Below are 25,733 nucleotides of genomic sequence, written 5' to 3' on the forward strand. Positions count from 1 at the left end.
GTCCCGTCGCGATGGTACCGAAACTGACGGCCGCCAAACCGTATCAGTCGTCCGCGACAGCCGAGTGAGACGACGCAGAAGACGTCGAATCGGGTTTCGTCATCTCGATCTCGATTCGGCCCTCGTCCGCGACGGAGACGACGACGTCGTCGAAGCACTTCCGGTACTCCGTGGCGTGCTTTCCCGTCGTGTTGATGCGTATCCGCTCGTCGACGAGGTCCGCGTCGGCCAGCTTCTCGACTTTTCGGTAGGCGGTCGAGGTCGGGATGTCACACCGTTCGGAGAGTTCGGTCGCCGTCAGCGACTCGTCGCTCGTCGCCTCGAGGATGGCGCGGCAGGCGTCGTCGTCGAGCGCACCGAGCACCGCCTGTGGATCGATCTGTTGGTCTTCGGCCGGCCATCCTCGCGTCGCGGAGGGGTTCGAAATGGACATCGTTCACTCTCTAGTACCGCCCGGTTGCCCTCCAAATGAGTCCCAATAAATACAGGGTGCTTTATATGGGGTGTCGCGTTTGGAGACTCGGTCGACGCGTTGTCCACCGCGAGCGCGACGCACCGGGGCGATTCGGGTTCTGACAGAGCACGATGGACGGAGGGTTTACCTGCCCGTAGCCGCCATCGTCTAGGCGATGCCTTCGGGGATCCGTGCGGAGATCAAGATCGACGACCCGCCAGACTGCGTAGTGACCCGGGTCGCCGAGGAGGCGGGCGGTCGAATCCACTCGCTCTCGAAGAGCACCAATCCGACCGAATGCGAACGCGTCACCGAGGAGTTCGTCCTCGAGGCGGACGAGTACCCCGACGAGTTCGACCTCGACGTGGACCTCTCACCCGTCTTCTCGTACGGGTCCGGCTCGGTCTATCGATTTAGTCGCGAACTCGGCCGCGGCTGCCCCTGCGAGACGATCGAACGGTTCGATAGCCCCGTCGTCGACGTACGCGCACAGGGAACCTCGCTGTACCTGACGTTTCACGCTGCGGATATGGAGGGGCTCCAGGCGATCATCGGCGAACTCAGGGACGCGTACGCGAACCTCGACGTCAAACGCCTGCTCCAGTCCGAGCAGGAACACACGGACGGAAATCTCGTCTTCGTCGACCGAAGTACGCTGACCGATCGCCAGCGGGAGGTCCTCGAGACGGCCCACCGGATGGGGTACTTCGAGCATCCGAAGCAGGCCAACGCCGGCGAGGTCGCGAGCGAACTGGGAATTACGGGAACGACTTTCACCGAGCACCTCGCCGCGGCCCAGTCGAAACTGCTCGACGCGATCCTGGACGACGAGGGGTGAGACGAATGCGAACGCAAGAACCCTTCGGTACCTACTGCGAACCGGAATCGAACAGCAACCCTATATATAGTGGACGTACAGCTAGTATCCAGGAACCCGTCACGCGAGACGAGAGCGATCCACCGACATGAGTAGATTCCAATTCACGTGCCCCGAGTGTGGGCAGGAGATCGAGATCAACGACACGATGCGCGAAGCGATGCTTTCACACGGCTGTCCGGTCTGTGGTGCATCGGTTACGTCGGCGGCGTTCGCACCGGAGCAGTCGACGAACTGAGTCGACGTAGCGACAGAGGTTGGTGTCGGTCGGCGGACTCTTCCGTGAGAATCGCGTCACTCGCTCCGGTCGACTTCGGTGCGTCGACCGTCGATCGACTCCGGCGTGAGCCGGTACAGCTCGATGTCGAGTTCGTCCTTCCCTTGCGCCCAGATTTCGAACAGCGGTCGCTTCGCTCGCCCGTACTGTGCGATTTCGTCGGGCGAGAGCTTCGACGGCGGAATGTTCTCGAGCGCCCCCGTCGCGATCACGCTTCGGTAAACGGAGTCGGCTTCGTCGTAGACGACGAGACGGGCGTCCGGTCGGGAGTCGAGAAAATCGCGTTTCTCGCTTTCGGCCGTCGAGACGAGTCGCAGATACATCTCCCGCTCGCCGTCGTCGTACCCGTACGAGATCGGTATCGCGTACGGCACGTCCGCCCGCGCGAGCGACAACACCCCCGTCTCGTGCCGAGCGAGGAAATCGTCGATCTCCGCGTCGGTCATTTCGACTTCCTGATTGATAGCCATCGTCTCAGTGGATCAGAGAAGGGGAAACAGTCTCTTTATAGTTGTCATCGCCCGCGGCCGCCGACGGCTACCGCCCGCTTCGGACGGACCTCTCCCACCGGGCGGTCGTCTGGACGACCGGCCCGGCTCAGTCGCGGCCGACGAGCAGCGGGCTCCGAATCTCGAGGGTGCGTTCGAACTCGGTTTCCCGATCGGTTCGACGTCCGATCCGGCGAAATTGCGCCTCGTGGGCGCGACGCACCGCGGACAGTTCGCGATCGGACAGTCCCACGTCCGCTGCGAGTTCGTCCCACTGGTCGTCCGCGACCAGGAACGCCTCGAGGTCCTCGTCGTCGTGAATTCGCTCGTACGCCTGACGGTATCGGTCGCGGTTGGATTCGGCCGTCGCCTGCACTCGCTCGAGGAGGTCCGGCAGCCGGATGGGCGGCACGCTCGCTTTCGCCGCGGTGAGCAAGAGTATCTGTCCGTCGATCGGATCGTCGGCCATCTAGCCACCCGCTCGCATCGCCTTTCGCGCGAACTGCTCGACGAGCGACTCGAGGCGATCCTCGCCGCCCTCGAAGACGACGGTCACTTCGGTCAGCGAGAGGGTGGGGCCCACGCCGACCTGCTCGGAGTCGACGCTCGCCGACCAGCCGTCACCCTCGACGACGTCTTCGGCGGTTCGTTCGCCGCCCAGGTTCGTCAGGTACCGCACCGCGAGTCGTTCGGAGATGCCCCGAAAGGAGCGTTCGATTCGTACCGTCGCTGCCATACGTCCGATTGGCGCGCTGGACCGATAAAAGCGCGCCCGGTCAGACGGACAGAATGGACCGAAGGAGTACGACGCCCGCCACCCCGGCACACAACGCCAGCAGGATGCTCTCGGTTCGCCACATCACGACCAGCACGACCGCGCCGGCACCCCACTCGGCCGGACCGCCCGCCGCGAGTTCGGGCCCCAGCACGGCGATCACGATCGCACCCGGTAGCACCGAGAAGCCGGCCTCGAGGCGCTCGCTCAACTCGACGTGACGGACGAGCCAGATGCCGCCGACTTTCGTGACCACCGTCACGGCGGCCATTGCCAGAATCACGGCAACGACGAACGGATCGAGCGACAGCGGTTCACGCATCGTATCGGATCACCTCGACGACGGCGGCGGCGACGCCGCCGAGCAGGATGTACCACCGGCCCGCCACCAGTTCCGCCGCGACGACGGCGACCGCCAGCGCCACGAGCCAGGGGACGAGCGACGACCGTCCCTCCCAGAGTTCGACCGCGAGCGCGACGAAGACGGCCGCGAAGACGAAGTCGAACCCGTAGCGGGCCGGGTCGCCGACGACGCCGCCGGCGATCGCGCCGACGATCGTCGACCCTACCCAGAAGAGCCACATCGCGATGCCGCTCCCCAGCAGGAACGCACCCCGGCCGCTGCCGGAGGTGAGCTCCCGCATCGTCAGCGCCCAGTTCTCGTCGGCCATGAAAAAGAGGCTCCCGTAGATCTGCTTCGGCGTGAGCCGCCGGAACCAGGGCTGTAACGCCGCCCCCATCAGCGAGTACCGGAGGTTGATCGCGAAGACCGTGACGAGGATCGCGGCGACCGGAATCGGATCGGTCCACAGCTCGACGGCGACGATCTGCGACGCGCCGGCGAGAACGGTGGCGCTCATCAGCGCGGCCTCCGCGACGCTCAATCCGGCCCGATTTGCGAGGACGCCGAACGCGACGCCGTAGCCGCCGACGCCGATCGCGACCGGGACGGTCGTGAGAAACCCCACGCGAATTCCCTCGCGACCGAACGTGATCGCTTCGCGGTCGGTCCCGGCGGACTCGACGCGCCGCTTTCGATCCGCGTCGGCAGTGCGAGCGTCTCGGTTCCGGCCTCTCGCTCGAGCGTCGGGCTCTCTATCCTCGATCGTTCGGGCGCGTGCGTCGGGCTCGCCGTCGCGTTCGGTTCCGTCGACCACAGCGGCCTTCAGACGGACGAAGGCTAAATCGGTCTCGAAGTTGCGCCGTAGTGACGAACGGTAGCACGCGACCGATCGACACGGCGGATCTCCGCAGCGGTACCCGAAAAGAGCACGTCTCGAGCGACGGTTTCCGATCGTCGCCGTTTCCGGAAACCGTCGCTCGAGGATGGTTTCGAGCGCTCACTCGCCGCCAAATAGAGTATCAACCGAAACCGTTTGCACACCGATCGCACCGGTGTCGCGCGGCGAATGCGTACTGGCGTTCGGTGGCTACTGTCGGAGGCGACTCATCCGATCGTACCGACGTACCGGTGCAAACGTGATACGGGTGTGGATCCATCGGGACCGATGGACGACGGTCCGTATCAGCCGCCGGCGACGGGGGGAAACACCGAGAGCACGTCGCCGTCGTCGAGGATCGTCTCGGCACCGTCCGCGTGGACCACGTCGCGACCGTTTTTCAACACGCTCAACTGGTCGCGAAGTTCCCCGTCCTCGAGTAACTGCCCGTCGAGACCCTCGTACTCGCGCTCGAGGGTCGCGAGCACGTCGCCGACAGTCGTTTCGTCGTCGACGACGTGCGTCCGTTCTTTCTGCCCGACTGCGTCCCGAAAGGTCGCGAAGAACCGAAGCTCGAGTTCCATACCTCGGCATCGTCGCGGAGCGCCATAAGTCCGGGCGACCCGCTCAGGCGGCCGACGTCGCCGGTTGCGAGGTGTACGTTACGCCGTCGACACCGGCGTTCGCGAGTGCGTCGTCGATGGCGTCCGTTCCGACCGCCGCCGCCCGGTCGGCGTCGTCGACGTCGACGACGACCGACACCGCGAATCCGACTTCGATCGTGTACGGCTCGAACGGAGCCGTCGGATGTTCGTACACGTCGGCGTCGTCGATCGCCCAGTCCGAAATCTCGCCTTCCGAGACGAGCGACTCGAGGACGGTCGCGAGTTCGGCCGTCGCCTCGTCTCGAGCGGTCGTATCCGTCCCCTCGTGGAGCGTCACGAGCGTTTGGCCGTCGCGCGACACGGTAAACGTCATACGATCCCGTATCGACCGGGACGATATGAACCCTCTGGTGGCACGTGGCGACGGATCTGTCGCTCCGACGTGACCGTTCGTCCGGTCGAACCGTCCGAAATCGGTCGATTTCACGGGCCGCTACCACGCAGATGTCGGCTTTCGGTTTATACATCTCGAGGGTGGACCGTGGGTATGGATCGGAACACTCGCAAGACGCGCCGTCGAATGCTCGGAATGGCAGGAGCGACCGTCTCGACGATGCTCGTCGCCGGCTGTGGCGGCCCCGGCGAAGATGACAACGGTGCCGACCCCGAAGAGGACCCGGTCGAAGAACCCGACGATCCCGAAGACGACCCCGACGCCGAGGAGGGGACGGGGAACGGACAGGAGATGAACGACGAAGAAGAGCCGTAGTCCTGGTTCTCCACGGATTGTGGCGTGATCCGTCCAACCAGCGACGGGTACGTTCGCCCTTCGGCCGACGCTCGCCGCAGACGCCGCGATCACTCGGTCCGGCGAATCCGACGCGGAGCCATCTCAGCCGGTGAACCCGCCGGCCGTGTCGTCGGCATCCCTCGAGTCGCGGATACCGCTCCGCGAACGCAACCGTTACTCGGTTTCGCCTCCTCCCTCGAGTGAGAACGATGACGGACGAACTCGAGGATCCGGTCGACGGGCTGGGGGAGATCGCACAGCAGCGCGACGAGGTTGCGAGACGCGTTCGAACGCACGCGGGCGAAATCGCGCGGGAGCTCGCACTCTTGCAGGGCGGGGATTACGGTCAGGAGACGTTCGAAACGGACGCTGGACGCTGGACGCTCAAGTACGAGGCGGGCGACGTCCAGTACCTCCGGTTCGATCCGAGATCCGGCGCGGAGACCTACGTCGTCTCGAGCAAACAGCCGCCCGAACCGGCGGCGCTCGAGTCGGCGATGGCCGACTACGGAGCGTTCGTCGCGGCGTACAACGAGTACGTCGCGTCCTTCGAAGGGATGTTCGCGGACGTATCGACGGAGTTTCCCCCGGTCTCGTCGACGGCCGAACTCGTCGCCGAGCGCGATCGCATCGTCGATCGGATTCGCGAGGTCGCGAACGCGATGGCGAGCGAACTCTATCGCTACGACGGCGAGTACGGGACGTACGCGGCGACCATCTCCGGAACGCGCTGGGAGCTGAAGTGGGACGGCGACGTCGCCTCGTACCTCCGGGTCGGCGGCTCGGACGGAACCTACCTCGTCTCGCAGTACGGCCCGCCCGCCGCGGACGAAGTTCGTCGGCTCGTCGACGACGTCGACGCCTTCGTCGACGCGTTCAACGACCACGTCGAGGAGCTCGAGGCCGACCTCTCGACGGTTTCGTTCGACTGAGACGGTCTGTCGTACCGGTGGGACCGCCGGACGGTCGCGATTACATCGGCAACGACGGACGGCAGTCCGTACGAAACTGCCAGACTTCGACTCGTCCCACCGAAGTGTGACGACGCGGTTCAGGCGGTGTGAACGGACGTGTACGCAGTGCCTTCCAGGCGGTACGCACCGGTTACGAACGACCGCTTCGCGTAACCGCGAGGACGATACTGGGAACGGACTATCGGTTGTCCTCGATCGGCGGCCCAAAAATTGACGGAGTATGACACCAACGCGGCGCGAGTCGCTCAAAGCGATCGGTATCGTCGGTGCGAGCGCTTCGTTCTCCGGAACGGTGCTCGCCGGCGCGAGCGCGACGACAAACGAAGCGAGAAGGCTACGGTCGACGACGAGACGGCAGAGCTGTCCGGGTCGCACACGCGTCGCCGGACGCACCGGCTGTCGACGTCTACGTGGATGGCCAGCCGGTTCTCGAGGACGTCGCGTTCGGAGACGTTTCGCCGTATCTCGAACTCGCACCCGGAACGCACACCGTGACGGTGACGGCCGCCGGTGATCCGGAGACCGCCGCCATCGAGGAGGAACTCGCCGTCGAGTCGGCGGCGTACACGGTCACCTCGATCGGCGAGCGCGGCGCGGCCCCGGCCTCGTCAGTCCTGCGGGCGGAACGTGCCGGATAGAAACAGCCTGTCGGTCCTCGAGCGATGTCAGGAGCTAGACGTCGACGTACTGGTCGACCCACTCCTGACGGCGCTGTAAAACGCGTTGGCCCTTCGGGGTCAGGGCGTAGTAGTTCGTCCGTCGGTCGAGCTGTCCTTTTTCCACGAGTTCCCTGTCGACGAGCGTATCGAGGTTCGGATACAGCCGGCCGTGAGTGACCGGTTGATCGATGTATCGATTGATGTCGTCGAGGATCTCCTGGCCGGACGGACGATCTTTTCCTGCGATGACGTACAGCAAGTCACGCTGAAACCCAGTGAGTTGATCCATGGATCATCCTCTGAGTCCCGACGTTCATTGATTCGTGGCTTTGTTATAGTGCAGGTACGTGTCCGAACTATCCGATAACGGTCGACGTAGAAACGTACACCGCCGCCTTCCCGCAGTTCTCACGAGGGGCGGTCGCACAGTCGTCGATGACGGGAGGCTTTTTGATACCGTAGCCGTACCGGGCCGTATGACCGCAGATCCGCTCGCCTGGGAAACCCTCGACCGGCGGGTAGCGTACTCCTGTCCCGGCTTCGACGTCGTTAACGAGTCCGTTCGGCTCCCCGACGGAGCCGAAACCGAATTCGATTACCTCTCCGAGCCGGCGAGCGTCTGCATCCTCCCGTTTACCCCCAGCGGCGACGTCGTCTGCATCGAGGAGTGGCGACAGGCCGTCGACCGAATCAACCGGGGACTGCCGGTCGGCGGCACCGAACCGCACGACGCCGACCTCGAGGCAGCCGCCCGGCGCGAACTCGGGGAAGAGACCGGCCACGAAGCCGACCGGCTCGAGCCGCTGGTGACCGTCGAACCGGCGAACGGCGTCGCGGACGCGGTGTTGCACGTCTTCGCGGCATACGACTGTCGCCCGACGGCCGAACAGGAACTCGATCACGACGAGAGCATTCGCGTGACCACGACGGAGTTCGAGACGCTGATCGACCAGATCGGTTCGGGCGAAATCCGCGACGGACGGACGGTGCTCGCGATCTCGTACTACCGACTGTTCGCGGACGGCGACGCGCCCTGATACGGTCTGTCGTCCGTCGTCGACGGCGGGACAGCGAACCGTCCCCGGTCGCAGCGGTACGCCGGTACAGCAATTCGTGTGAGCGCGCGGCCGCTCGAAGAGATGGTTCGCAGTGGATCCCTCGAGTGTCGGTTCGCACGAGCGCCGACTCGAGCGGAACCGAGGAGTCGAGGCGCTATCGGAGTCGTGAGCCCGGCGTGTGAAAAAGGAACGTCGAACTGCCGATTGCGGGTACGGCTCGGAAGCCGTGGCGAGTGGGTGACGATCAGTTCGCGACGGCGATCGAGGGCTGCTCGTCGGCGTCAGCGTCCTCGTCGGCCTCATCGTCGTCGACCTCATTTTCGTCGTCCTCCTCGTCGAGTGCTTCGAGGTCCTGTGCGTCGCCGATCGTCACGGTTTCGGCGTTCACGTTGTCGATGGACATCGACGTGGCGGATGCCTGTGAGACGGTTTCGGTCTCGGCGACGTCGTTCTCGTCGTCAGCGTCGTCGTCCTCTCCGTTGACGATGCCGTCGTCGTCGTCAGCCTCGTCCTCGCCGTCTTCGTCGTTGGCGATGCCGTCGTCAGCCTCGTCCTCGTCGTCGGCCACGTCGTTTTCGTCGTCGTCCATTTCGTCGTCTTCCTCGTCAGCCTCCTCGAGCGACTCGATGCTCATCGAATCGATGGAGACCGACTCGACGTCGAACTGTTCGATGGTGAGTTCGTCGAACTCCTGGGTGGTCACTTCGTCGTTCTCGTCGTTCTCATCGTTGACGATGCCGTCGTCGTCGACAGCGTCGTTCTCGTCTTCGCCGTCGGCCTCGTCCTCGTCGTCATCGTTGAACAGTCCCTCGAACCAGTCACCGATCTGGTCGATCAGGCCGTCGTCCTCGACGGTCAGTTCGGTGATGGTCATCTGCTCGACGTTCATCTCCTCGATCGTGAGCTCCTCGATCGTGAGCTCGTCAGCGTCCTCGTCGATCAGATCCTGCTCGTCGCCAACGTCGTTCTCGTCGGCCTCATCGTCTTCGAGACCGTTCTCGTCGGCCTCATCGTCGTCGACGCCGTTATCTTCCATCTCGTCATCATCTTCCATCTCCTCGTCGAGGGCGTCATCTTCCTCGTCCATCTCGTCGCCGTCGTCCTCGTCGATCTCGAGGTCCTCGATCGAGACGTCCTCGAGTTCGAGCTGTTCGATCTCGATGTCCGAGATCGTCACGTCCTCGGCCTGAGCGAGGTCGTCCTCGTCATCCTGTGCGTTCTCGTCGTCCTGGGCAGCGGCGCCGTCATCCTCCGCGTTCGGATCGTCATCGGCTTCGACTTCCTCGTTGTCAGCGACGCCAGTGTCTTCCTCTTGCGCTTCGACGTCGTCATTTTCGTCGGCCTCGTCGTCATCCTCGAGCTCCTCCTCGAGTTCGTCTTCCTCAGCCTCGAGCGAATCGACGCTCAACTCCTCGATCGTCGCGTTTTCGACGGTGACGTCGTCGAGTTCGAGTTCGCCCACCTGTACGTTCTCGAGTGTTGCGCTCACGTCTCCGGCGTCGTCCGCGCCCGACGTCGCACCGGCGAGGGCAGGACCCCCCGACATCGCGACCAGCAGGGCAACGAACACGACACCGAGTTTCTGCGGTCGTGAAACCATTGCGCTCCGCCCTACGGCGCTTTGCGGGCTAAAACGAACCGACTGTTACGAAATTATCTCGACGAAAACGGAAGTTGGTGTTCGCTCGCCGACCGCTAATCCGTCGTTCATTCCGTTGGCTTCGACGGGTGTCTCGATCGGCTAGCTCGGGACGATATTCGACGGGAAATTCGGTTTGGCTTGCACGCGCTACCGCGTTATTGTGAATGTCGGAGAACGGAACGTTACCGACGAACCCGTCGGCGGAAACGACTGTCTCCGAACGACGACCATCTGCCACGGAAGACCGTCCAAACTCGAGGGGTGGGGAAGTTCGACGGGCCGACGTCTCGGTGGGTCCGAATCCAACGAGCGCCGGTCGCGCTCCGACGACGGTCGATCGAAAGCGCCGTTCGTCACCGCGAGTGCAACGGCTACTCGTTCGGCGTCGAAAAAAGATCGCCCGCGATCGTTCGGAACGCGGTCAGTACCGTTCGCCCTCGCGTCGATCAGCCCAGGACCGAAATCGATGGCTGATCGTCTTCGGTGTCATCGAGGCCGTCGTCAGCGTCGTCGTCGAAGTCGTCGTCCTCGTCCGCGTCGTCATCGTCGACGTCCTCGAGGTCGTCGGCGTCGCCGAGGGTCACGGAGTCCGCCGTCGCGTCACCGATCGTGATCGAGGAGGCGGAGACCTCGGAGACGGTTTCGCCGTCGTCTGCGTCGACGTCATCGTCAGCGTCGTCGGCCTCATCGTCGTCGAGACCGTTCTCGTCGTCGGCATCGTCGAGGCCGTTCTCGTCGTCGGCCTCATCGTCGTCGAGGCCGTTCTCGTCGTCGGCATCGTCGAGGCCGTTCTCGTCGTCAGCGTCGTCGACGGCGTCGTCATCTTCCTCGAGCGATTCGATGGTCATCGATTCGACGGTGACGTCGTCGACGTCGAACTGTTCGATGGTGAGTTCGTCGATCTCCTCGGCGGCGTCGACGTCGTCATCCTCCTCATCGACGCCGTTCTCGTCGTCGGCATCGTCGAGGCCGTTCTCGTCGTCGGCATCGTCGAGACCGTTCTCGTCGTCAGCGTCGTCGACGGCGTCGTCATCTTCCTCGCCGAGGTCGTCAGCCTCGTCGTCCTCGACGGTTAGCTCCTCGATCGACAGCTGCTCGACGTTCATCTCCTCGATCGTGAGCTCCTCGATCGTGAGTTCGTCAGCGTCCTCGTCGATCAGATCGAGCCCGTCATCAGCGTCGTCGACGCCGTTGTCGTCGGCCTCATCGTCGTCGAGGCCGTTCTCGTCGTCAGCGTCGTCGAGACCGTCGTCGGCGTCATCGACGCCGTTATCGTTCGCGTCGTCATCCAGACCGTTCGCGTCGTCATCGAGTTCGTCGTCTTCGTCGACCTCGAGGTCTTCGATCGAGACGTCCTCGAGCTCGAGCTGTTCGATCTCGATGTCCGAGATGGTCACTTCGTCGTCTTCGGTATCGTCGTCAGCGTCGACGTCGTTATCGGCCGCATCGTCAGCGTCGTCGACGCCGTTGTCGTCGGCCTCGTCGTCGAGTCCGTCGTCATCTGTGACGCCGTTATCGTCCGCGTCGTCCGCGTCGGCATCGTCGTCCTCGTCGAGGGCGTCCTCGAGTTCGTCTTCATCCACGTCGAGGTCCTCGACGGTCAGCTCCTCGATCGTCGCGTTCTCGACGGTGACGTCGTCGAGTTCTAGCGTGTCTACCTGTGCGTCTTCGAGTGTTGCGCTCATGTCTCCGGCGTCGTCCGCGGTCGACAGCGCACCCGCGAAGGCAGGGCCTCCGGAGAGTGCGACCATCAACGCAACGAACACGACACCGAGTTTCTGCGGTCGTGAAACCATGCGCTCCGGTCTACAGGCTTTTCGGGGCTAAAACGAGCCGACTGTTACGAGATTATCCGAACGAAAACCAAAATTGAGCGTTTTGCCGACGGGCATAATCGACTTTTCACCGGCCTCGACGCCGATAGACTGTCGTTCGCCGAAATCGATCGGCCGTCCGAAAGCGGGTCCTCGTTGTGCTTGCGTTCGCCGCCACGGATGTCTCTGTCGGAGAACGGAATCCTTACCGCTGCGCCCGCCAACACACGGTCGATGCGTGAGTGCTTCGAAGTCCGGGACACCGACGTGGGCGGACGAATCGGGAGCCTCACCGTGCCGAGCGCCGGCGTAACCGTCGAAACGCCCGCGCTCCTGCCGGTGATTAATCCGAATTTAGATACGATCAGCCCCCGCCGCCTCGCCGAGGAGTTCGGGGCCGAGATCCTCATCACGAACTCGTACATCATCTACGGAACCGACGACGTCCGGGAGCGCGCGCTCGAGGTCGGACTCCACGAGTTGCTCGAGTTCCCGGGCGCGATCATGACCGACTCCGGCTCCTTCCAGCTGGCCGAGTACGGCGAAATCGACGTCACGACCGAAGAGATCCTCGAGTTCCAGCGCGCGATCGGCTCCGACATCGGAACGCCGGTCGACATTCCCACGCCGCCCGACGTCTCGCGCGAGCGGGCCGAAGACGAACTCGAGACGACCCAGCGCCGACTCGAAGCCGCGCAAGACGTCGAGACGGGAGACATGCTCGTCAACGCACCCGTCCAGGGATCGACCTACCCGGACCTGCGCGAGTCGGCCGGCCGCCACGCCGACGCGACCGACCTCGACGTCTTTCCCGTCGGCGCGGTGGTGCCGCTGATGAACGACTACCGTTACGACGACGTGGTCGACGTCGTCGCCGCCGCAAAACGCGGCCTGGGTGCCGACGCGCCCGTCCACCTCTTCGGCGCCGGCCACCCGATGATGTTCGCGCTCGGCGTCGCGATGGGGTGTGACCTGTTCGACTCCGCGGCGTACGCACTCTACGCCCGCGACGACCGGTACCTCACCGTCAGCGGCACCCGACAGCTCGAGGACCTCGAGTACCTCCCCTGTCCGTGTCCCGTCTGCGCCGAGCACTCGCCGGACGACCTGCGGTCGTTACCCGACGACAGACGCGAGACGGAACTCGCGGCCCACAACCTCCACGTCACTTTCGCGGAGATTCGGCGGATCAAGCAGGCCGTCCGGTCGGGGGACCTGCTCGAACTGGTCGAACAGCGCGCTCGGGCGCATCCAGCGATGCTCGACGGCTACCGAGCGCTGCTCGACCACGCCGAACAGCTCGAGCGGTCGGATCCGGTCTCCAAAGGTGCGTTCTTCTACACGTCCCACGAGAGCGCGCGTCGTCCCGAGGTACTGCGTCACCACCGGCGCCTCGAGCGGCTGTCGGTTCCGGACTCGCTCTTTCTCACCGAGGGCGAATCGGCCCGAACCGACGAGTTCGACGAATCGTGGCGCGTCGAGCCGCCGTTTGGCCCCTTCCCGCGGGCGCTCTCGAAGAGCTACCCGCTGACGGCGGAGGTGCCGGATCGGACGGATCGCGCGGCGCTCGAAGCCGCCGCCGACGGGATCAGCCGGCTCGTCGAGGCGAACCCGAAGACGGAGTTCACGCTCGGTCACCGTAGCTGGCCCGCGACGGCGCTCGAGCGAGTTCCGGAGCGGGTCCGCGTAACCGATCTGAACGACGGCTAGTCTCGGTACTACAGACGGCTAGTCTCGACGCTACCGGCTGAGACGGTCGCCGAAGGCGATACGAACGACCACCTCGGCACACCGCTGGATCGTCGGCCGGCGCCGGGTCCGAATCGACCGGGATCGGTTACGCCGCCTGATCGGCACTTCCGGACGAGTCCGCTGCGGGCGTCGCCATCCCGTCGACGACGACGGTCAGCTCGTCGGTGCGCTCGACGAGGACGACGTGTCCGGCGTACTCGAACTCGAGTCGAACGTTCCGATCGGTTCGTTGGTCCTCGGCCAAGAGCGCGTCGAGCGCGTCGGGCTCGATCCACTCGTACAGCGGCGGGAGGGAGACGGGATCGACGTCGCGCTGGCGTGCAACCGCGTCGACGACGGCGAGGCTAACGTCGTCAGCGCCTTCGCGGAGGTCAGTAACGGCGTGATTCACGATCGAGTGGAGTCGTCGGATGCGTAAAAAGGTGCTGTCGGTTCCCACCGGTTCGCCGGAGCCCGAGTCGGATCAGAACACCAAAGAGGTGAGCGCCGTCCAGTTTCAGTATGCTCGGGGCAGCGTCGCTCGTGCTGGGCGTGATCGTCGTCGTCGCGTTCGCGTCGTGGGTGAGGCGTCGGACCAGCGGCGGGAGCCGGTCGTCGGACCGGGCGGAATCCCGGCAGCGCCACAGAAACGCACAGAAACGCGAGCCGCCGGTCGACGTCGGGGACGTACACGCGGCAGCGATCTACGAGTTTAGCGACCACCACACGGGCGAGCGCCACGCCGTCTGCAAGGTCGAGGGGTTCGTCGTCTTCGTCGAAGACGTTCCCGACGACCTCGAGGCGACCGACGTGATCGAGTTCAAGGTACTCTCGTTCAACCGAGGGTACACGTCTGCGACCGCGACGTACGCCGGCCGGTCGTAGCCTGTCGTCTCCCGTCACGTCGATACCGCCACTCTGATCGGTCCCGCCGGTTCGTTTCGTCGCGTTCATCCCGACAGCGAGACGAGCGTCGCTCCGATCACGACGATCAGCGCAGACGCGCCGACGCGCCAGGTGACTCGCTCCAATCGCTGGGGGAGAAACACCATCGAGAGGCCGGCGACGATCAGGGGCGTAAGCTGAAGCAGCGGCATCACGATGACGACGGGCGCGACCTCGAGCGCCGCGAAGTACGCGAGGAAGCCGGCCGTCGTGGAGACGCCAGCGCCGACGTACCACGCCGTCGCCCTGGTCCTGATCGGAAACGGACGCAGCGATCCGGTGATCGCGAGGTAGCCGACGAATCCGATCGTGCCCGCGATCGCCATGATCGTGAGTCCGGGGAGGATCGCCGTTCCCTCGGCCAGCCCGATCGAGACGAAAATCGGTTCCATCCCGATGCAGACGGCGGCGGCCAGCGGCAATACGAGCGTCGCACCCGTCTCTCGGATCGACTGTCCGGGGCTGGTCGTCGCCGCCGTCTCCCAGGAGACGACCGCCAGTCCGGCGACGATCAGCAGAATGCCCACGAGGTGGACTCCGGTGAGTCGCTCGTCGAGGAACGCGATGGCGAACACCGTCGCGAACAGCACGTTCGAGGCGATCACCGGAGACGTCAGGCTCGCACCGATCTCCTGAATGCTCTTGAACATCAGGAGGCGGGCGACGAACATTCCCACGAGACCGGCCCCCGCAAAGGCTGCGATCGAAGTCGGAGTGAACAGTTCCCCGTACGGCGCGGGATACAACACCAGCACGGGTGGGGCGACGAGCGCGATGTTACAGAACAGAACGACCAACACCGCGTCGCTGACGTCTCCACCGTCGGTCCCGAGACGGACGAATAAAAACTGGCCCGAGAACGCGATCGCGCCGACGATCGCGAGTCCCACACCGAGTAGAGAGTCAGATAATTCGACGACCATACACCCACTTTCGATCGCTGATGGATAACGTCTCTGAAATAACGCTGGCCGGTGTCGGGTTCAGTCTCGACGGTGCGGCGGACACCGACAGTCTCTTTCGCCTTCCCCGTCCCAGTTCTGGTATGACCGACCACTTCGAGATCCACGAGCGCGATGGAGCCGCTCGTCTCGGCGAACTCCGGCTCGAGTCGCCGCTGACGACGCCCGCGCTCGTCGACGACGTACTCGAGGACGCGGGCTCGCTCTGGACCGGCGAACGCGAGGTACCCGACGGCGACGACGCACGGCTCACCGTCCTCCCCCACCGGGCGTTTCCCGGCGGCACCGCGCCGGAGGTCCAAGAGTCGTTCGCCGTCGACCACCCCGACGTCGACTACCCGAGCGCGGCGGTCGTCTCGAGCGAGAGCGCGACCGATCAGAACGTCGACGCCTACGTCGTCTCGGACGCCCAGTCGTTCCTCGGCCACGGCTCGGCGCTCGTCGAGGCCGTCGTCGCCGTTCGCGAGGCCGTGGCGACCGATACGGCAATCTACCTCTCCGGCGTCGCAACGCCGCGAAACGTCGCGCTTCTCGCCTACGCCGGCGTCGACTGTTTCGACGAGACGGCGGCCGTCGTGAACGGAACCGAAGGTCGGTACCTGACGACTGACGAGGCCTACTTCCTCGAGGACCTCGAGGAACTGCCGTGTTCGTGTCCGGCGTGCCAACAGCCTCGAGAGGAGTTCACTCGCGAGGACTGCGCCGAACACAACGTCAACGCGTTGCGAGCCGAACTCGGCATCGTTCGCCGGCGCATCCGCGACGGCCGCCTCCGGGACTATCTCGAAGGACAGGCCCGTCACGATCAGTGGCTCACCGCGGCGCTACGCGAACTGGATTCGCAGTGGGGCTACCTCGAGGAGCGAACGCCGATCCTGCGCGACGCGCGGATCGACGCGGCGACCGAGGACACCCTCCACCGGGTCGAGATCCAGCGCTACGCCGATCGGGTGACGACGCGCTACCGGAACCGGTTTGCGAATCCGCTGGTGCTCGTCCCCTGTTCGGCGACCAAACCGTACAGCGAGTCACAGAGCCACGGCCAGTTCCACGACGCGATCCAGTGGCGCGCCCACCTCGTCTCGATGACGAGCCCGATCGGCGTCGTTCCCCAGGAACTCGAGACGACCTACCCGGCCCAGCACTACGACACCGTCGTTACGGGGCGGTGGTCCGAAGACGAGAAGGAGTTCGTCGCGGCGGTGCTGCGGCGCTACCTCGAGCGAAACGAGTACCCGAAAATCGTCGCCCACGTTCCCGACGAGGGCTACCGCGACATCGTCTCGCGCGTCGAGGACGAGTGGGAGGGCGACGGTCTCGAGATTACTTACACCGTCCCGGAGGGCGGCCATCCGACCGACGACGAGTCGCTTTCGAACCTCTCGGACGCGCTGTCGGGCGAGCTGAAGTACTCGAAGCGCGAGCGAGAGCACAACACCGTCCGGGCGATCGCGGACTACCTGCTCGGCGACGGTGCGGGCGACGACCTCTTCGAGGACATTCGAACGACGAGTCGCTACCCGAAGATCCAGGTGCGCAACGAAGCGGACACCCAGCTGGCGACGATGGTCCCCCAGTACGGGACGCTCTCGTTTACGCTCGAGGGCGCAAAGCGGTGGGTCGACAGCGACGCGCCGACGAAGCGCGTCGAGATCGACGGCTTCGTCCCCCACGGCAGCGTGCTCGCGCCGGGCGTCGTCGACGCCGACGAGGAGATCCGCGTCGGGGACGAGGTCGTCGTCGAGGGGCCGCGGGCGTTCGGCGTGGGTCGTGCCGAGATGTTCGGCCGCGAGATGGAAGAGAGCACGCGCGGGATCGCCTGCGAGATTCGCCACGTCGAAGAGAAGTGAAACGGGGAGTCGCCGGTGTGGAGCACCGGGCTCGACTCGAGCGATAGTAGCAGTTGCCGTCCGACGTATGCACTACACGCGCTTATTTACCCGAGTTTTCTATCGGGTTCGAGTGGCGTTTGTAGTGTCGTGCCGAGTACAGGGCGCAAATGTAGCAGATCTCAGTTAGTAAGCCTATCCGTTATGCTCGATAGCTTCGAATAAGGAAACGATATTCGGTCGTTCACCGCTCCGCAATTCGGTGGGATACCCACCGACGCCGACGACGAGGTCGTCTCCGGATTCGACCGCTTCTGCAATGTGAAGCGTGAGGTCGATCGAGACTCCTTCTCCGACGAGGTCAGCCTCTGCCTCGAATTCGCCAACAGTCGTCGATTCACCGGTGATAGAGACCACGTCCTCGTCAACCCGTTCCAGGTTCTCCATCCCCTCGTAGCGATCCTGTACCATCTCCGCGAGTTCCTCGCTCGTCATCTCGCCGACGGGGTTGAACGTCCGGTCGAGCACGCTCACTTTCGGGGTCGTGAGTGCCGTGCAAACGGCTGCGCGAAGGCGTTCGTCGATCGGTACTCCCAGTTTTCCCAGGTCGATCGTCTTGTCGTACTCTGCCTGCCAATTCGTGACAACGACGTCCTGCGTTTGACCGCCTGCTTCGAACGTCCGCTCGATCCAGACGTCCTCGATTGCGTGCTCGTCGTACCCCGTCTCGTCCAGAGCGGATTGCGGAATCGATGCCGGGTCCGCTTCGAACTCCATCGGCTCGTCGCCGACAAACGGCATACTCGCGGTACATCCAGCTGTAGTTGCTATCGCTGTGCTCGCACCGAGTGTCAAGAAGGTTCGTCTCGATTGCATACGTATCGTATTGCTTTGGAAGATACTTTCTGAACGGTACAATCGTTACAGGCCCATCGTCGACAGCCCCGATGCGCTGGGGCCTCCCGAGGTAAACTCGATTACGCCAACCAGCCAGAGGATACCCAGTACGAGGGCACCGATTGCGATGACCCGCCACGACAGGCTGAATAGCAGACCGACGATCGCAGCCGCGACCACGAGCGCGATCAACAGCCCCAGTAGGAACACGGTTGGACCGACGAACAACGGTATCGAGGCCGCAACGCCGTACATCACGCATCCTCCTCGTATTCGACGGTGATGCCTTTGGGTACTGGCTGGAGAACGTAGCCATCTGCCTGCCCGCGCTGGACCGGCGTGAAGTCCGCCGTGAACACCGTCCGGGTATCCTCGCGGATCTCAAAGCGCTCGTTGAACGTCAGTGGTGCCTGGCCCGGGACCTCAACGTTCGCGTCGGGACCATCTTCGAGCGTCGCGTCGATGTCGTCTATATCCAGTTGTCGGAATTCGTAGCTTACCACATCGAGTTCGCGCTCGTCGACACGTTGGGTAGCATCACCCTGTAGGTCGACGAGGTCAGCCTGTTGGGACTCGTCGTACTCGCGGTCAGCGGGTTCCTCGTCTTCCTCTTCACCTGCCTGTGCGCCCTCGGGACCGAGCCACATCCCGACGATGGTAACGGGACAGGACTCGAAGTCCGCGATGTCGCCTGGTTGGTCGGTCACCTGCGTCGCAAGCGTTCCCGTTTCGCCGGAAGCGAGACAACCAGCGAACCCGATCAGCCCGGTTGTTGCTGCGCCAGTCGTTGCCGGATACGTTCGTCTGTCCGTAAAGGTAGTATTCTGTTTCATGAGATGTTATTGTCTACGTTGGTCATTCACAATCGGGTGTTCGTATTCGGCGCTTACGTGGCTGATTCTACATCGCCACTCTCGTCACCGTTTTCGCTGCGGTCACTCGTGTCCGAACTGTCACCACCGCCTAACAGGTCACTTAGCGTCTGGCCGAGGGAATCAACCGAACCATCCAGGAACGATCCAATTCGGTCGTGGAGCTCACTCACGTGGTCGGGAACCTGCGCGGGCAGGCCGTCGTGTGGCCCGACGCCATCGGCGTTTTCAGCACGATCCTCGGCGGCGTCAGCAGTTCCGCCATCGATATCGGACTCATTTTCGTGATGCGTATTCGACGCATTGTCGTTCGCCTGATCGGTTGGGCTGGCGGCCCCGAGCGCTGCCACCCCACCGATCATGAGCAGTGCCACAACCGCAATCGTGATCAGTTGTCTCGCGTTCATTGCGTCCGATCATACGACAAGACCGATGATATACACCGCAGTTGTTGACTCCTGGTTTCCAGCGTTTTCCTCCATTTAACGCCGTTTGGGAGTGCTCGAGACCTTCGACGTGGTGCTGGCCCAGGATCACTCGGTCGAAGTTCCAGATACGTTCACTACCGATTCGATCACCGCGGACGAACGGATGGCATTCCAGTCGATTGGCGAGGGTAAGCAGACTCAAGAAAAAGTGCACTGTCTATAGTAGCCACTGCAAATCATTGTACACCTGATCGCCAGACTGATCGGCGATCAGTGTACAAACCGTTGCAGTTGTTACTATAATTCATAGGGAGTATCGGAGGAGTCCATAGTTCTCCCTGGAAGAAGCAAGACACGGTCAAAGGAACGGGTTTCGAACGCACCGGTTGGCTACGATAATCCCTATCAGTGTCCTCCGAACGCTGTTAGCGTATAAGACTCCTCAACGTTTGAAGTTCATATGTTTTAAGCGAGCAACTGAAATAATAACAGGCATGAAAGTCCGTTTCGGCTTGCTTGTTTTCCTTTTCGCTACAGGTCTCCTCATCGGGCTTGTTCCCTCAGTGGCTGCCGGATCGCCACAAGGAACAGAGGCACCAGCGATGGAGCCGGATGAGATCGACGCTGATGAGGTGCGAATGGATATTGCGCTCGAAGACGATGGTTCTGCTGAGTGGACGATCGAATTCTGGGTCCAACTCGATGATGACGACAGTACAGACGCTTTCGAGTCACTAGAACGTGATATTGAGGAAGATCCAGACGAGTACACTCAAGAGTTCGCTGACCGGATCGATGGCACCGTTGCGACCGCGAGTGACGCTACAAACAGGGAGATGACGGCTGACAGTTTTAGTGTCAGCACGGAACGACAGTCGTTTGGCCGCGAGTATGGAGTCGTTCGATACTCGTTCCAATGGCACGGATTTGCCAGTAGTGAGGGCGGCGAATTACAGGCCGGAGACGCAATCGAAGGCATCTATATTGATGACGGAACCCGGCTACTGATTAGTTGGCCTGAAGAGTACGATCTCACATCCGTAACCCCAGATTCCGATGATCAGCGTGACCGAGCCGTTATCTGGCACGGTGGGGAAACTGATTTCGTCTCTGGAGAACCTCGCATCGTCGTTTCAACCACTGGAACCGGTCTTAGCTGGCCGCTCATCGCAGGATCGGTAGGCGCTATCGGAGTGATCACAGGGCTTGCAGTGTGGTGGTTCCGTACCCGGACGGGAGACGCAGACGACGGACTAGCGGGGAGTGATCCGCAACCAGTTGCGGAACCAGAAGCACCGGAACCCGAGGAGTCGCTGTTGAGCAATGAGGAGCAGGTGATGCAACTAGTCGAAGAGAATGGTGATCGAATGAAACAAAAGCGAGTGGTCGAGGAGCTTGGATGGACTGATGCGAAGACGAGCAAGGTAGTGAGTAAGCTCCGTGAGGAAGGCGAGCTCGAATCGTTCCGGATCGGCCGGGAAAATGTGCTTCGAATTCCCGAGGAAGAGGCCGAGAAAGCAAGCCACCACGAATAACGTCAACAAGATAACTGTAGTTAGGGAAATCGATAGACGGCGTCGGATCGAAAACGGCGTAAAACCCGGGAAAACATCGTTGAACCGGAGCTAACAACTTCAGTGTATATCCGTGGACAGGCCATAGGAACGATTGCAATGAAACGACTTGGAACGATCCTCATGGCGATCGTGCTCGTTGCCGCACTGGCAGCGGTGCCACTCGGGGCAGCCACAGCCCTGGCAGACGACAGTGATGACAATTCGAATGATAATGCAGACGGGATCGAGAACAACACGGTCAAACCAGGGGAGCAGTTGACCGGCGTCGTAGGCGTTCAAGACGCTGAAATCGATGGTGAAGTGTCCGATCGTACGTTCGGAATCAAAATAGCGAACGCGCAGTCAGATGAGGCCAAAGCCGACATCGTCGGTGACAGGCTTGACGAAATCGAGGAACGGCTGGACGAACACGAAGCCGAATTTGAAGAAGTAGAGAAAGCCCGTGAGAACGGTGAGATTAGCGAGGGTGAGTATCGTGCGGAGATAGCGAAGGTCACTGCCGAGAACGCTAATACAGAACGAGCTGCCGAACAGGCAGGAGAGACTGCTGGCGAGTTGCCTGAAGATGTGTTAGAAGAGCGCGGTATCAATGTAGAGGCGATCCAGGAACTCCAAGAACAGGCGAACGAGCTTGGCGGACCTGAAACGACTGAGCTTGCTCAGTCCATCGCTGGTGAGAACGTCGGTAACGGAGTTGCTGGTGACTTCGAGCCAGGCGCACCCGATGAAATCCCTGGCGATGACGCAACTGACGCAAGCGACGATGACGATGAAGATCGTGGAGCCGGAAACAACAGTGCAGACCAAGGTCAGTAATTAATAATGTATAATCGATTTCTAGTTGCCGTAGTTGCGGTAGTGCTTGTTGGAAGTGTATTTGTTTCGCCGGTTGTCGGAGCGACTAGTGTCGAGGATGCAGACGAACCAAAGGTCCAGGTAGAAATGACTTCGGATGGCGATGCGACCGTGTCGTTGGTCAGTATCTATGATCTGGGTGACGAAGACGAACAGACCTCGTTCGAGTTGTTAGCGGAAGACGAAGAAGCACAGGATGATCTCCGTGACCGGTTCACAGAGCGGATGGAATCCGTGGCTGAAAACAGCGGTCACGATGGAGAAGCCGTGATCGATGACGCATCGATTGAGATCCGAAGTGAAGACGGATACGGTGTAGTGACGGTGGTGGTTACCTGGAGCGGGTTAGCAGAGGGTGATGGTGAGATGCTCGTTCTGACTGAGCCGTTTGTGAGCGGTTTCGAACTGGACAGACAGTTGGTTATTACTGGACCGGATGATGCGACCATCGAATCTACCAGTCACGACCCGGACGAAAAGGATAGTACCCAAGTCTCTTGGGATCCGGATACAGACCTAGATGGGTTCGAATTGGTGATCTCACTGGAAGACGCTGAGAGTGACACTGTGGCGGAAACAGATTCCGAAGATGAAGAAGAGACAGCCGATGGGGTACCTGGATTCGGAATCGGTGTTGCATTAGTTGCGTTAGTTGCTGGCCTTGGAATAGCGTCGCGGCGACTCCATTAGATCGAATCGACGAAGATCTGTCTTTTTCGCTCAGTGAGGCATCTTTGCGAGGATTTGGGGCACCTCTTCTGAGATTCGAAATTCCGTTCAACAACTTTGACATTCATAACTCAAGATAGATATTCGGTGATAGATCGAAGGCGCGAATGTTTCGGGGTCTCTAGTTCAATTTAGATTCATGTGTCGTCAGGGCTGATGTCTATAGAATTTGGATACATCGGGTGGACACATCTCACAACAGCACCGATCGAATAGTTCGATACTGGGATCATGTTGCACAGGAGGGCTAGTCGTAGCGGTTCCCACCTAAACGATTTTTGTGTGCCAACACATACCAAGACTATGGATGGGACACCCGACGACCTCGAATTTCTCGTCACGTCGGACCACCGGGTCGCCGTGCTAAACACACTGGCCAGAGGTTCGAGTGACCGTGACGCATTGCGATCCACAACCGGGGCTTCGTCGCCAACCATGAGCCGGATTCTCACCGACTTCGAGAATCGCAACTGGATCGAACGGGAGAGCCGGAGATACCAGCTGACCGGTCTGGGCGAGTTCGTTGCCGAACGGCTAGGGGAGTTTGTGGACGCGATGACGATCGAGCACCAACTTCGTGACGTCTGGCAGTGGTTGCCACATGAATTAGATGGGTTCAGCGTCGATTTGTTTACGGATGTAACGGTCACTCACCCGAATGCCGGCCACCCCGATAAATCCACTAAACGTCGTATCGAGTTGATCACGGAGACATCTACATGGCGAGGTGTTGGCGTGGCAATGTTGGGGTTACGGACGCTGGAAACCTCATTTGATCGATTCCTCGACCAGCATGATGAGTTCCACTGTGAGTACATCTATCCACCCGAAGTGTTCGATGAACTCCTGTCGTGGGGAGACACGGAAACAATCATGGAGGCAGCCGACAGCGACGGCTACACCGTCTTGCTGCACGAGAATCTGCCGATGGAAGATCGGTACGAAATCTCTCTCTTCGACGATTGCGTAACCATCTGTTGTTACGATCACGAGAAGGGAGGATTGCAGGCGCTCGTCGAGACGACCAGTAGCGACATGCGAACGTGGGCGGAGTCGTACTATGGGCAGTTCCGTGCAGAAGCTCAGCCGCTTAGGGACGCGTACGAACGTGGTTCACTGAGATTGCTCGAATAGGCCGAATCACCGTGGGCTGACCGATCAGTTTTTCACGCCGTGAAAGATTTTGTACGACGAAGATCCTTCAGTGGGAATCTATAACGATTTTGCGGTCGGACCGTGTCGTATGGAATCTGAAACAGAAAATGAAAACCACATCGATGAATTCGAATCGGGATTTCTCGGAGACCTGATCCGCCCCGAGGATTCCGGCTACGACGACGCTCGCGCCGTCTGGAACGGCATGATCGACAAACGTCCTGATCTGGTCGCACGATGCCAGGACGTCGCTGACGTCATCAGTGCGGTCGAGTTCGCCCGCGACCGGGACCTGCTCGTCGCCGTCCGCGGCGGCGGTCATAACGCCGCAGGCCTCGGGACCTGCGACGACGGGATCGTCATCGATCTCTCTCCGATAAACTGGATGGACGTCGATCCCGACGCCCGGCGCGTTCGCGTCGGCGGCGGTGCCACCTGGCGAGACGTTGATCATGCGACGCAGGCGTTCGGACTCGCAGTGCCGGGTGGGGTCGTGTCCCACACTGGTGTCGCGGGCCTCACTCTCGGTGGCGGGTACGGTCACCTCCGGCGACAGTACGGGCTGACCTGCGACAACCTCGTCTCGGTCGATCTGATCACCGCCGACGGACGTTATCTGGCCGCCAGCGAAGACGAACATTCGGATCTCTTCTGGGCAGTCCGCGGAGGCGGCGGTACCTTCGGCATCGTGACTGCCTTCGAGTTCGAGGCACACCCGATCGGGATCGAGCTGGCCACGGTGGAGACGTGGCACCCCATCGAGGACGCGACGGCAGCGTTCGAAGTCTGGCGTGACTTCGTCGAGACCGCGCCACCAGAAGTCAGCGGCGAAGCGATCATCTGGGGCATACCGGAGGACCCCCACTTCCCGGAGGAGCATCACGATGACCCCGTCGCTATCATCACCGCCGTCTACTGTGGCGACCCCGAGGAGGGTGAGAACCGCCTCCGACCGCTTCGGGAGTTCGGCTCGCCGCTGCTCGACTTCAGCGGTCGGACGCGATACCTCGACCTCCAGCAGGGCTTCGATCCGTTCTTCCCGGCCGGAGAGCACCGGTACTACCAGGGGTCGATCTACCTCGATTCGCTGGACGACGAGACCATCACGAAGATCGTCGAGCGTGAGCCGTCGCGGCCGGACCCCCGGATACTCTACTACGTGTGGAACCTCGGTGGGGCAATCGCCGACGTTCCGGAACACGCCACGGCATTCAGCGGCCGAGAGCATCCGTACCTTCTCGCCATCGACTGCAAGTGGGACGACCCCGAGGCTGACGAGGCGGTCCTCGACTGGGCGCGGTCCTTCCAGCGGGACATGGACGTCCACTCCCCGGGTGAAAGCTATCGAAACTTCCCTGGATTGGGTGAGACGGACGACATCGAGCCCGAGCGGTCACCGCGACGCGACGAGACGGCCGACCGATTAGTCGAATTGAAGGACAGATACGACCCGACGAACGTGTTCAGCCGCAATCACGGCGTCAGGCCGTCAGAATCGGCGCGGACTGACGGAGGAGCAGGCGATGAGTGAGACCGATAACCACCGGTCGCCCCAGACACAGCCGGCCCGGCACGAGAACGCTATCCAGACCAGATACGACGAGTTAGTTCGCGCGGCCGAAGCTGCCGTCAGCGTGTATACGCCAGCAGAAGCGATGGATCTGACCGGCGAAACGGGGATCGTCTTCATCGATGTCCGCGACGCTGTCGAGCTACCTGAAGGGATAGTCTCCGGAGCCATCCACACGTCCAGGGGACGGCTGGAGGCACATCTGGTTCCCGATAATCCACGGTACGTGAGTGACCTCGACGACGCGACCGAGATCATCTTCTACTGTACGAGTGGTGCGCAGTCGGCATTCGCTGCCCAACGGGCGCGTGAACTAGGGTACGACCGCGTCGGGCACCTCGATTGTGGGATTTCAGCGTGGAAGGACGCTGGAGGGCCGATGCACGTAATCGACGATCGCTGGTGGTAGCCGATGTTCCTGAACGCATCGAGACGGAGCGACTCACCCTCGAACGGATTTCGCACGACTCCATCGATATCTTCGATCTTCACGAATTCTACTCGGATGGAGACGGTACAGCGGAAATGTTCGAACGCTCTTCTGTAGGTG

32 protein-coding genes are annotated in these 25,733 nt (G+C 62.1%); 15 read left to right on the forward strand and 17 right to left on the reverse strand.

All coding sequences use genetic code 11. The features are described from left to right. Positions 1-43: 43 nt before the first annotated feature. On the reverse strand, positions 44-433 hold the full coding sequence (locus EA472_RS16840; RefSeq protein ID WP_124192678.1) for a winged helix-turn-helix domain-containing protein: 390 nt from the start codon (positions 431-433) through the stop codon (positions 44-46). A 196-nt stretch (positions 434-629) separates the two neighbouring features. Between EA472_RS16840 and EA472_RS16845 the strand changes: the two genes are divergently transcribed. Both EA472_RS16845 and EA472_RS16850 read left to right on the forward strand, forming a co-directional pair. Further along, complete coding sequence (locus EA472_RS16845; RefSeq protein ID WP_124192679.1) at positions 630-1,292, forward strand: helix-turn-helix domain-containing protein; 663 nt, start codon at positions 630-632, stop codon at positions 1,290-1,292. Positions 1,293-1,419: 127 nt separating this feature from the next. Then, positions 1,420-1,569 carry a DUF7560 family zinc ribbon protein gene (locus tag EA472_RS16850; protein ID WP_124192680.1) on the forward strand — a complete coding sequence of 50 codons (150 nt, stop codon included), beginning with the start codon at positions 1,420-1,422 and terminating at the stop codon, positions 1,567-1,569. A gap of 56 nt (positions 1,570-1,625) precedes the next feature. On the opposite strand, the gene EA472_RS16855 is transcribed toward EA472_RS16850, so the two are convergent. The 7 genes from EA472_RS16855 to EA472_RS16885 all read right to left on the reverse strand — a co-directional run bounded on the left by EA472_RS16855 (position 1,626) and on the right by EA472_RS16885 (position 5,069). Beyond that, positions 1,626-2,078, reverse strand: a complete 453-nt coding sequence (locus EA472_RS16855; protein ID WP_124192681.1) for a pyridoxamine 5'-phosphate oxidase family protein — start codon at positions 2,076-2,078, stop codon at positions 1,626-1,628. Positions 2,079-2,205: 127 nt separating this feature from the next. Continuing rightward, the gene (locus EA472_RS16860; protein ID WP_124192682.1) at positions 2,206-2,565 is read right to left on the reverse strand and encodes a hypothetical protein; all 360 of its coding nucleotides are present in this window, start codon (positions 2,563-2,565) and stop codon (positions 2,206-2,208) included. Continuing rightward, a complete protein-coding gene (locus EA472_RS16865) occupies positions 2,566-2,832 on the reverse strand; it encodes a hypothetical protein (protein ID WP_124192683.1) in 267 nt (88 codons plus the stop codon). A gap of 40 nt (positions 2,833-2,872) precedes the next feature. Then, positions 2,873-3,193, reverse strand: a complete 321-nt coding sequence (locus tag EA472_RS16870; protein WP_124192684.1) for an AzlD family protein — start codon at positions 3,191-3,193, stop codon at positions 2,873-2,875. Then, the gene (locus EA472_RS16875; RefSeq protein WP_243637887.1) at positions 3,186-3,866 is read right to left on the reverse strand and encodes an AzlC family ABC transporter permease; all 681 of its coding nucleotides are present in this window, start codon (positions 3,864-3,866) and stop codon (positions 3,186-3,188) included. The genes EA472_RS16870 and EA472_RS16875 overlap by 8 nt, the downstream gene beginning before the upstream one ends. Positions 3,867-4,396: 530 nt before the next feature. Further along, positions 4,397-4,675, reverse strand: coding sequence for a ubiquitin-like small modifier protein 1 (locus EA472_RS16880; RefSeq protein WP_124192685.1), 279 nt, complete (start codon positions 4,673-4,675; stop codon positions 4,397-4,399). A gap of 43 nt (positions 4,676-4,718) precedes the next feature. Beyond that, positions 4,719-5,069, reverse strand: coding sequence for a hypothetical protein (locus tag EA472_RS16885; RefSeq protein ID WP_124192686.1), 351 nt, complete (start codon positions 5,067-5,069; stop codon positions 4,719-4,721). Positions 5,070-5,243: 174 nt separating this feature from the next. On the opposite strand from EA472_RS16885, the gene EA472_RS16890 reads away from it, so the two are divergent. From EA472_RS16890 to EA472_RS23435, 3 genes are all read left to right on the forward strand, one after another. Next, on the forward strand, positions 5,244-5,465 hold the full coding sequence (locus EA472_RS16890; protein ID WP_124192687.1) for a hypothetical protein: 222 nt from the start codon (positions 5,244-5,246) through the stop codon (positions 5,463-5,465). Between the two features lie 230 nt (positions 5,466-5,695). Continuing rightward, on the forward strand, positions 5,696-6,418 hold the full coding sequence (locus EA472_RS16895; RefSeq protein WP_124192688.1) for a hypothetical protein: 723 nt from the start codon (positions 5,696-5,698) through the stop codon (positions 6,416-6,418). 452 nt (positions 6,419-6,870) lie between these two features. Next, a complete protein-coding gene (locus EA472_RS23435) occupies positions 6,871-7,098 on the forward strand; it encodes a DUF4397 domain-containing protein (RefSeq protein WP_394341354.1) in 228 nt (75 codons plus the stop codon). 34 nt (positions 7,099-7,132) lie between these two features. Here the strand turns inward: EA472_RS23435 and EA472_RS16905 are convergent, their stop codons facing one another. Next, positions 7,133-7,408 (reverse strand): PadR family transcriptional regulator, encoded by a 276-nt coding sequence (locus EA472_RS16905; RefSeq protein WP_124192690.1) that lies wholly within the window; start codon positions 7,406-7,408, stop codon positions 7,133-7,135. A 187-nt stretch (positions 7,409-7,595) separates the two neighbouring features. Between EA472_RS16905 and EA472_RS16910 the strand changes: the two genes are divergently transcribed. After that, positions 7,596-8,156 carry an NUDIX hydrolase gene (locus EA472_RS16910; RefSeq protein ID WP_124192691.1) on the forward strand — a complete coding sequence of 187 codons (561 nt, stop codon included), beginning with the start codon at positions 7,596-7,598 and terminating at the stop codon, positions 8,154-8,156. 265 nt (positions 8,157-8,421) lie between these two features. Here the strand turns inward: EA472_RS16910 and EA472_RS16915 are convergent, their stop codons facing one another. Next, positions 8,422-9,777, reverse strand: coding sequence for a hypothetical protein (locus EA472_RS16915; RefSeq protein ID WP_124192692.1), 1,356 nt, complete (start codon positions 9,775-9,777; stop codon positions 8,422-8,424). 488 nt (positions 9,778-10,265) lie between these two features. After that, positions 10,266-11,615, reverse strand: coding sequence for a hypothetical protein (locus tag EA472_RS22615; protein WP_165874932.1), 1,350 nt, complete (start codon positions 11,613-11,615; stop codon positions 10,266-10,268). 252 nt (positions 11,616-11,867) lie between these two features. Here EA472_RS22615 and tgtA point away from each other — a divergent pair, with 252 nt between their 5' ends. Beyond that, complete coding sequence (tgtA, locus tag EA472_RS16925) at positions 11,868-13,343, forward strand: tRNA guanosine(15) transglycosylase TgtA (protein WP_124192693.1); 1,476 nt, start codon at positions 11,868-11,870, stop codon at positions 13,341-13,343. Positions 13,344-13,470: 127 nt separating this feature from the next. Here tgtA and EA472_RS16930 read toward each other — a convergent pair whose 3' ends face one another. After that, complete coding sequence (locus EA472_RS16930; RefSeq protein ID WP_207891176.1) at positions 13,471-13,776, reverse strand: HalOD1 output domain-containing protein; 306 nt, start codon at positions 13,774-13,776, stop codon at positions 13,471-13,473. Between the two features lie 110 nt (positions 13,777-13,886). Here EA472_RS16930 and EA472_RS16935 point away from each other — a divergent pair, with 110 nt between their 5' ends. Further along, positions 13,887-14,249: a TRAM domain-containing protein gene (locus EA472_RS16935; protein WP_124192694.1), complete on the forward strand. Its 363-nt coding sequence runs from the start codon at positions 13,887-13,889 to the stop codon at positions 14,247-14,249. Between the two features lie 65 nt (positions 14,250-14,314). Here the strand turns inward: EA472_RS16935 and EA472_RS16940 are convergent, their stop codons facing one another. After that, complete coding sequence (locus EA472_RS16940; protein WP_124192695.1) at positions 14,315-15,232, reverse strand: DMT family transporter; 918 nt, start codon at positions 15,230-15,232, stop codon at positions 14,315-14,317. A gap of 122 nt (positions 15,233-15,354) precedes the next feature. Here EA472_RS16940 and arcS point away from each other — a divergent pair, with 122 nt between their 5' ends. Beyond that, positions 15,355-17,121 carry an archaeosine synthase subunit alpha gene (gene arcS, locus EA472_RS16945; RefSeq protein WP_124192696.1) on the forward strand — a complete coding sequence of 589 codons (1,767 nt, stop codon included), beginning with the start codon at positions 15,355-15,357 and terminating at the stop codon, positions 17,119-17,121. 174 nt (positions 17,122-17,295) lie between these two features. Here the strand turns inward: arcS and EA472_RS16950 are convergent, their stop codons facing one another. The 4 genes from EA472_RS16950 to EA472_RS16965 all read right to left on the reverse strand — a co-directional run bounded on the left by EA472_RS16950 (position 17,296) and on the right by EA472_RS16965 (position 19,276). Beyond that, positions 17,296-17,955 (reverse strand): DUF6517 family protein, encoded by a 660-nt coding sequence (locus EA472_RS16950; RefSeq protein WP_165874933.1) that lies wholly within the window; start codon positions 17,953-17,955, stop codon positions 17,296-17,298. A 66-nt stretch (positions 17,956-18,021) separates the two neighbouring features. After that, on the reverse strand, positions 18,022-18,252 hold the full coding sequence (locus EA472_RS16955) for a hypothetical protein (protein WP_124192698.1): 231 nt from the start codon (positions 18,250-18,252) through the stop codon (positions 18,022-18,024). Further along, on the reverse strand, positions 18,252-18,830 hold the full coding sequence (locus EA472_RS16960; RefSeq protein WP_124192699.1) for a DUF4382 domain-containing protein: 579 nt from the start codon (positions 18,828-18,830) through the stop codon (positions 18,252-18,254). The genes EA472_RS16955 and EA472_RS16960 overlap by 1 nt, the downstream gene beginning before the upstream one ends. Positions 18,831-18,883: 53 nt before the next feature. Then, positions 18,884-19,276, reverse strand: a complete 393-nt coding sequence (locus EA472_RS16965; RefSeq protein ID WP_124192700.1) for a hypothetical protein — start codon at positions 19,274-19,276, stop codon at positions 18,884-18,886. A gap of 515 nt (positions 19,277-19,791) precedes the next feature. On the opposite strand from EA472_RS16965, the gene EA472_RS16970 reads away from it, so the two are divergent. From EA472_RS16970 to EA472_RS16995, 6 genes are all read left to right on the forward strand, one after another. Next, positions 19,792-20,832, forward strand: a complete 1,041-nt coding sequence (locus EA472_RS16970) for a DUF7345 domain-containing protein (RefSeq protein ID WP_124192701.1) — start codon at positions 19,792-19,794, stop codon at positions 20,830-20,832. Positions 20,833-20,970: 138 nt separating this feature from the next. Further along, complete coding sequence (locus EA472_RS16975) at positions 20,971-21,690, forward strand: hypothetical protein (RefSeq protein ID WP_124192702.1); 720 nt, start codon at positions 20,971-20,973, stop codon at positions 21,688-21,690. 6 nt (positions 21,691-21,696) lie between these two features. Next, complete coding sequence (locus EA472_RS16980) at positions 21,697-22,419, forward strand: DUF7345 domain-containing protein (protein ID WP_124192703.1); 723 nt, start codon at positions 21,697-21,699, stop codon at positions 22,417-22,419. A gap of 342 nt (positions 22,420-22,761) precedes the next feature. Next, positions 22,762-23,592 (forward strand): helix-turn-helix transcriptional regulator, encoded by an 831-nt coding sequence (locus EA472_RS16985; RefSeq protein WP_124192704.1) that lies wholly within the window; start codon positions 22,762-22,764, stop codon positions 23,590-23,592. A 109-nt stretch (positions 23,593-23,701) separates the two neighbouring features. Then, on the forward strand, positions 23,702-25,144 hold the full coding sequence (locus EA472_RS16990) for an FAD-binding oxidoreductase (RefSeq protein WP_124192705.1): 1,443 nt from the start codon (positions 23,702-23,704) through the stop codon (positions 25,142-25,144). Then, a complete protein-coding gene (locus EA472_RS16995) occupies positions 25,137-25,592 on the forward strand; it encodes a rhodanese-like domain-containing protein (RefSeq protein WP_124192706.1) in 456 nt (151 codons plus the stop codon). Before EA472_RS16990 ends, EA472_RS16995 begins: the two co-directional genes overlap by 8 nt. Positions 25,593-25,733 lie beyond the last annotated feature (141 nt).

Origin of the sequence: Natrarchaeobius oligotrophus (assembly GCF_003841465.1) — an archaeon.
Lineage (GTDB): Archaea > Halobacteriota > Halobacteria > Halobacteriales > Natrialbaceae > Natrarchaeobius > Natrarchaeobius oligotrophus.

Coding starts and splice junctions, on each gene's coding strand:
- EA472_RS16975 (WP_124192702.1), top strand. CDS start 20,971: ATGAAACGACTTGGAACGATCCTCATGGCGATCGTGCTCGTTGCCGCA.
- EA472_RS16915 (WP_124192692.1), bottom strand. CDS start 9,777: ATGGTTTCACGACCGCAGAAACTCGGTGTCGTGTTCGTTGCCCTGCTG.
- EA472_RS16940 (WP_124192695.1), bottom strand. CDS start 15,232: ATGGTCGTCGAATTATCTGACTCTCTACTCGGTGTGGGACTCGCGATC.
- EA472_RS16965 (WP_124192700.1), bottom strand. CDS start 19,276: ATGAACGCGAGACAACTGATCACGATTGCGGTTGTGGCACTGCTCATG.
- EA472_RS16885 (WP_124192686.1), bottom strand. CDS start 5,069: ATGACGTTTACCGTGTCGCGCGACGGCCAAACGCTCGTGACGCTCCAC.
- EA472_RS16910 (WP_124192691.1), top strand. CDS start 7,596: ATGACCGCAGATCCGCTCGCCTGGGAAACCCTCGACCGGCGGGTAGCG.
- arcS (WP_124192696.1), top strand. CDS start 15,355: ATGACCGACCACTTCGAGATCCACGAGCGCGATGGAGCCGCTCGTCTC.
- EA472_RS16845 (WP_124192679.1), top strand. CDS start 630: ATGCCTTCGGGGATCCGTGCGGAGATCAAGATCGACGACCCGCCAGAC.
- EA472_RS16840 (WP_124192678.1), bottom strand. CDS start 433: ATGTCCATTTCGAACCCCTCCGCGACGCGAGGATGGCCGGCCGAAGAC.
- EA472_RS16860 (WP_124192682.1), bottom strand. CDS start 2,565: ATGGCCGACGATCCGATCGACGGACAGATACTCTTGCTCACCGCGGCG.
- tgtA (WP_124192693.1), top strand. CDS start 11,868: ATGCGTGAGTGCTTCGAAGTCCGGGACACCGACGTGGGCGGACGAATC.
- EA472_RS16870 (WP_124192684.1), bottom strand. CDS start 3,193: ATGCGTGAACCGCTGTCGCTCGATCCGTTCGTCGTTGCCGTGATTCTG.
- EA472_RS16970 (WP_124192701.1), top strand. CDS start 19,792: ATGAAAGTCCGTTTCGGCTTGCTTGTTTTCCTTTTCGCTACAGGTCTC.
- EA472_RS16880 (WP_124192685.1), bottom strand. CDS start 4,675: ATGGAACTCGAGCTTCGGTTCTTCGCGACCTTTCGGGACGCAGTCGGG.
- EA472_RS16890 (WP_124192687.1), top strand. CDS start 5,244: ATGGATCGGAACACTCGCAAGACGCGCCGTCGAATGCTCGGAATGGCA.
- EA472_RS16855 (WP_124192681.1), bottom strand. CDS start 2,078: ATGGCTATCAATCAGGAAGTCGAAATGACCGACGCGGAGATCGACGAT.
- EA472_RS16905 (WP_124192690.1), bottom strand. CDS start 7,408: ATGGATCAACTCACTGGGTTTCAGCGTGACTTGCTGTACGTCATCGCA.
- EA472_RS16850 (WP_124192680.1), top strand. CDS start 1,420: ATGAGTAGATTCCAATTCACGTGCCCCGAGTGTGGGCAGGAGATCGAG.
- EA472_RS16865 (WP_124192683.1), bottom strand. CDS start 2,832: ATGGCAGCGACGGTACGAATCGAACGCTCCTTTCGGGGCATCTCCGAA.
- EA472_RS16895 (WP_124192688.1), top strand. CDS start 5,696: ATGACGGACGAACTCGAGGATCCGGTCGACGGGCTGGGGGAGATCGCA.
- EA472_RS16990 (WP_124192705.1), top strand. CDS start 23,702: ATGGAATCTGAAACAGAAAATGAAAACCACATCGATGAATTCGAATCG.
- EA472_RS16980 (WP_124192703.1), top strand. CDS start 21,697: ATGTATAATCGATTTCTAGTTGCCGTAGTTGCGGTAGTGCTTGTTGGA.
- EA472_RS16995 (WP_124192706.1), top strand. CDS start 25,137: ATGAGTGAGACCGATAACCACCGGTCGCCCCAGACACAGCCGGCCCGG.
- EA472_RS22615 (WP_165874932.1), bottom strand. CDS start 11,615: ATGGTTTCACGACCGCAGAAACTCGGTGTCGTGTTCGTTGCGTTGATG.
- EA472_RS16955 (WP_124192698.1), bottom strand. CDS start 18,252: ATGTACGGCGTTGCGGCCTCGATACCGTTGTTCGTCGGTCCAACCGTG.
- EA472_RS16960 (WP_124192699.1), bottom strand. CDS start 18,830: ATGAAACAGAATACTACCTTTACGGACAGACGAACGTATCCGGCAACG.
- EA472_RS16985 (WP_124192704.1), top strand. CDS start 22,762: ATGGATGGGACACCCGACGACCTCGAATTTCTCGTCACGTCGGACCAC.
- EA472_RS16935 (WP_124192694.1), top strand. CDS start 13,887: ATGCTCGGGGCAGCGTCGCTCGTGCTGGGCGTGATCGTCGTCGTCGCG.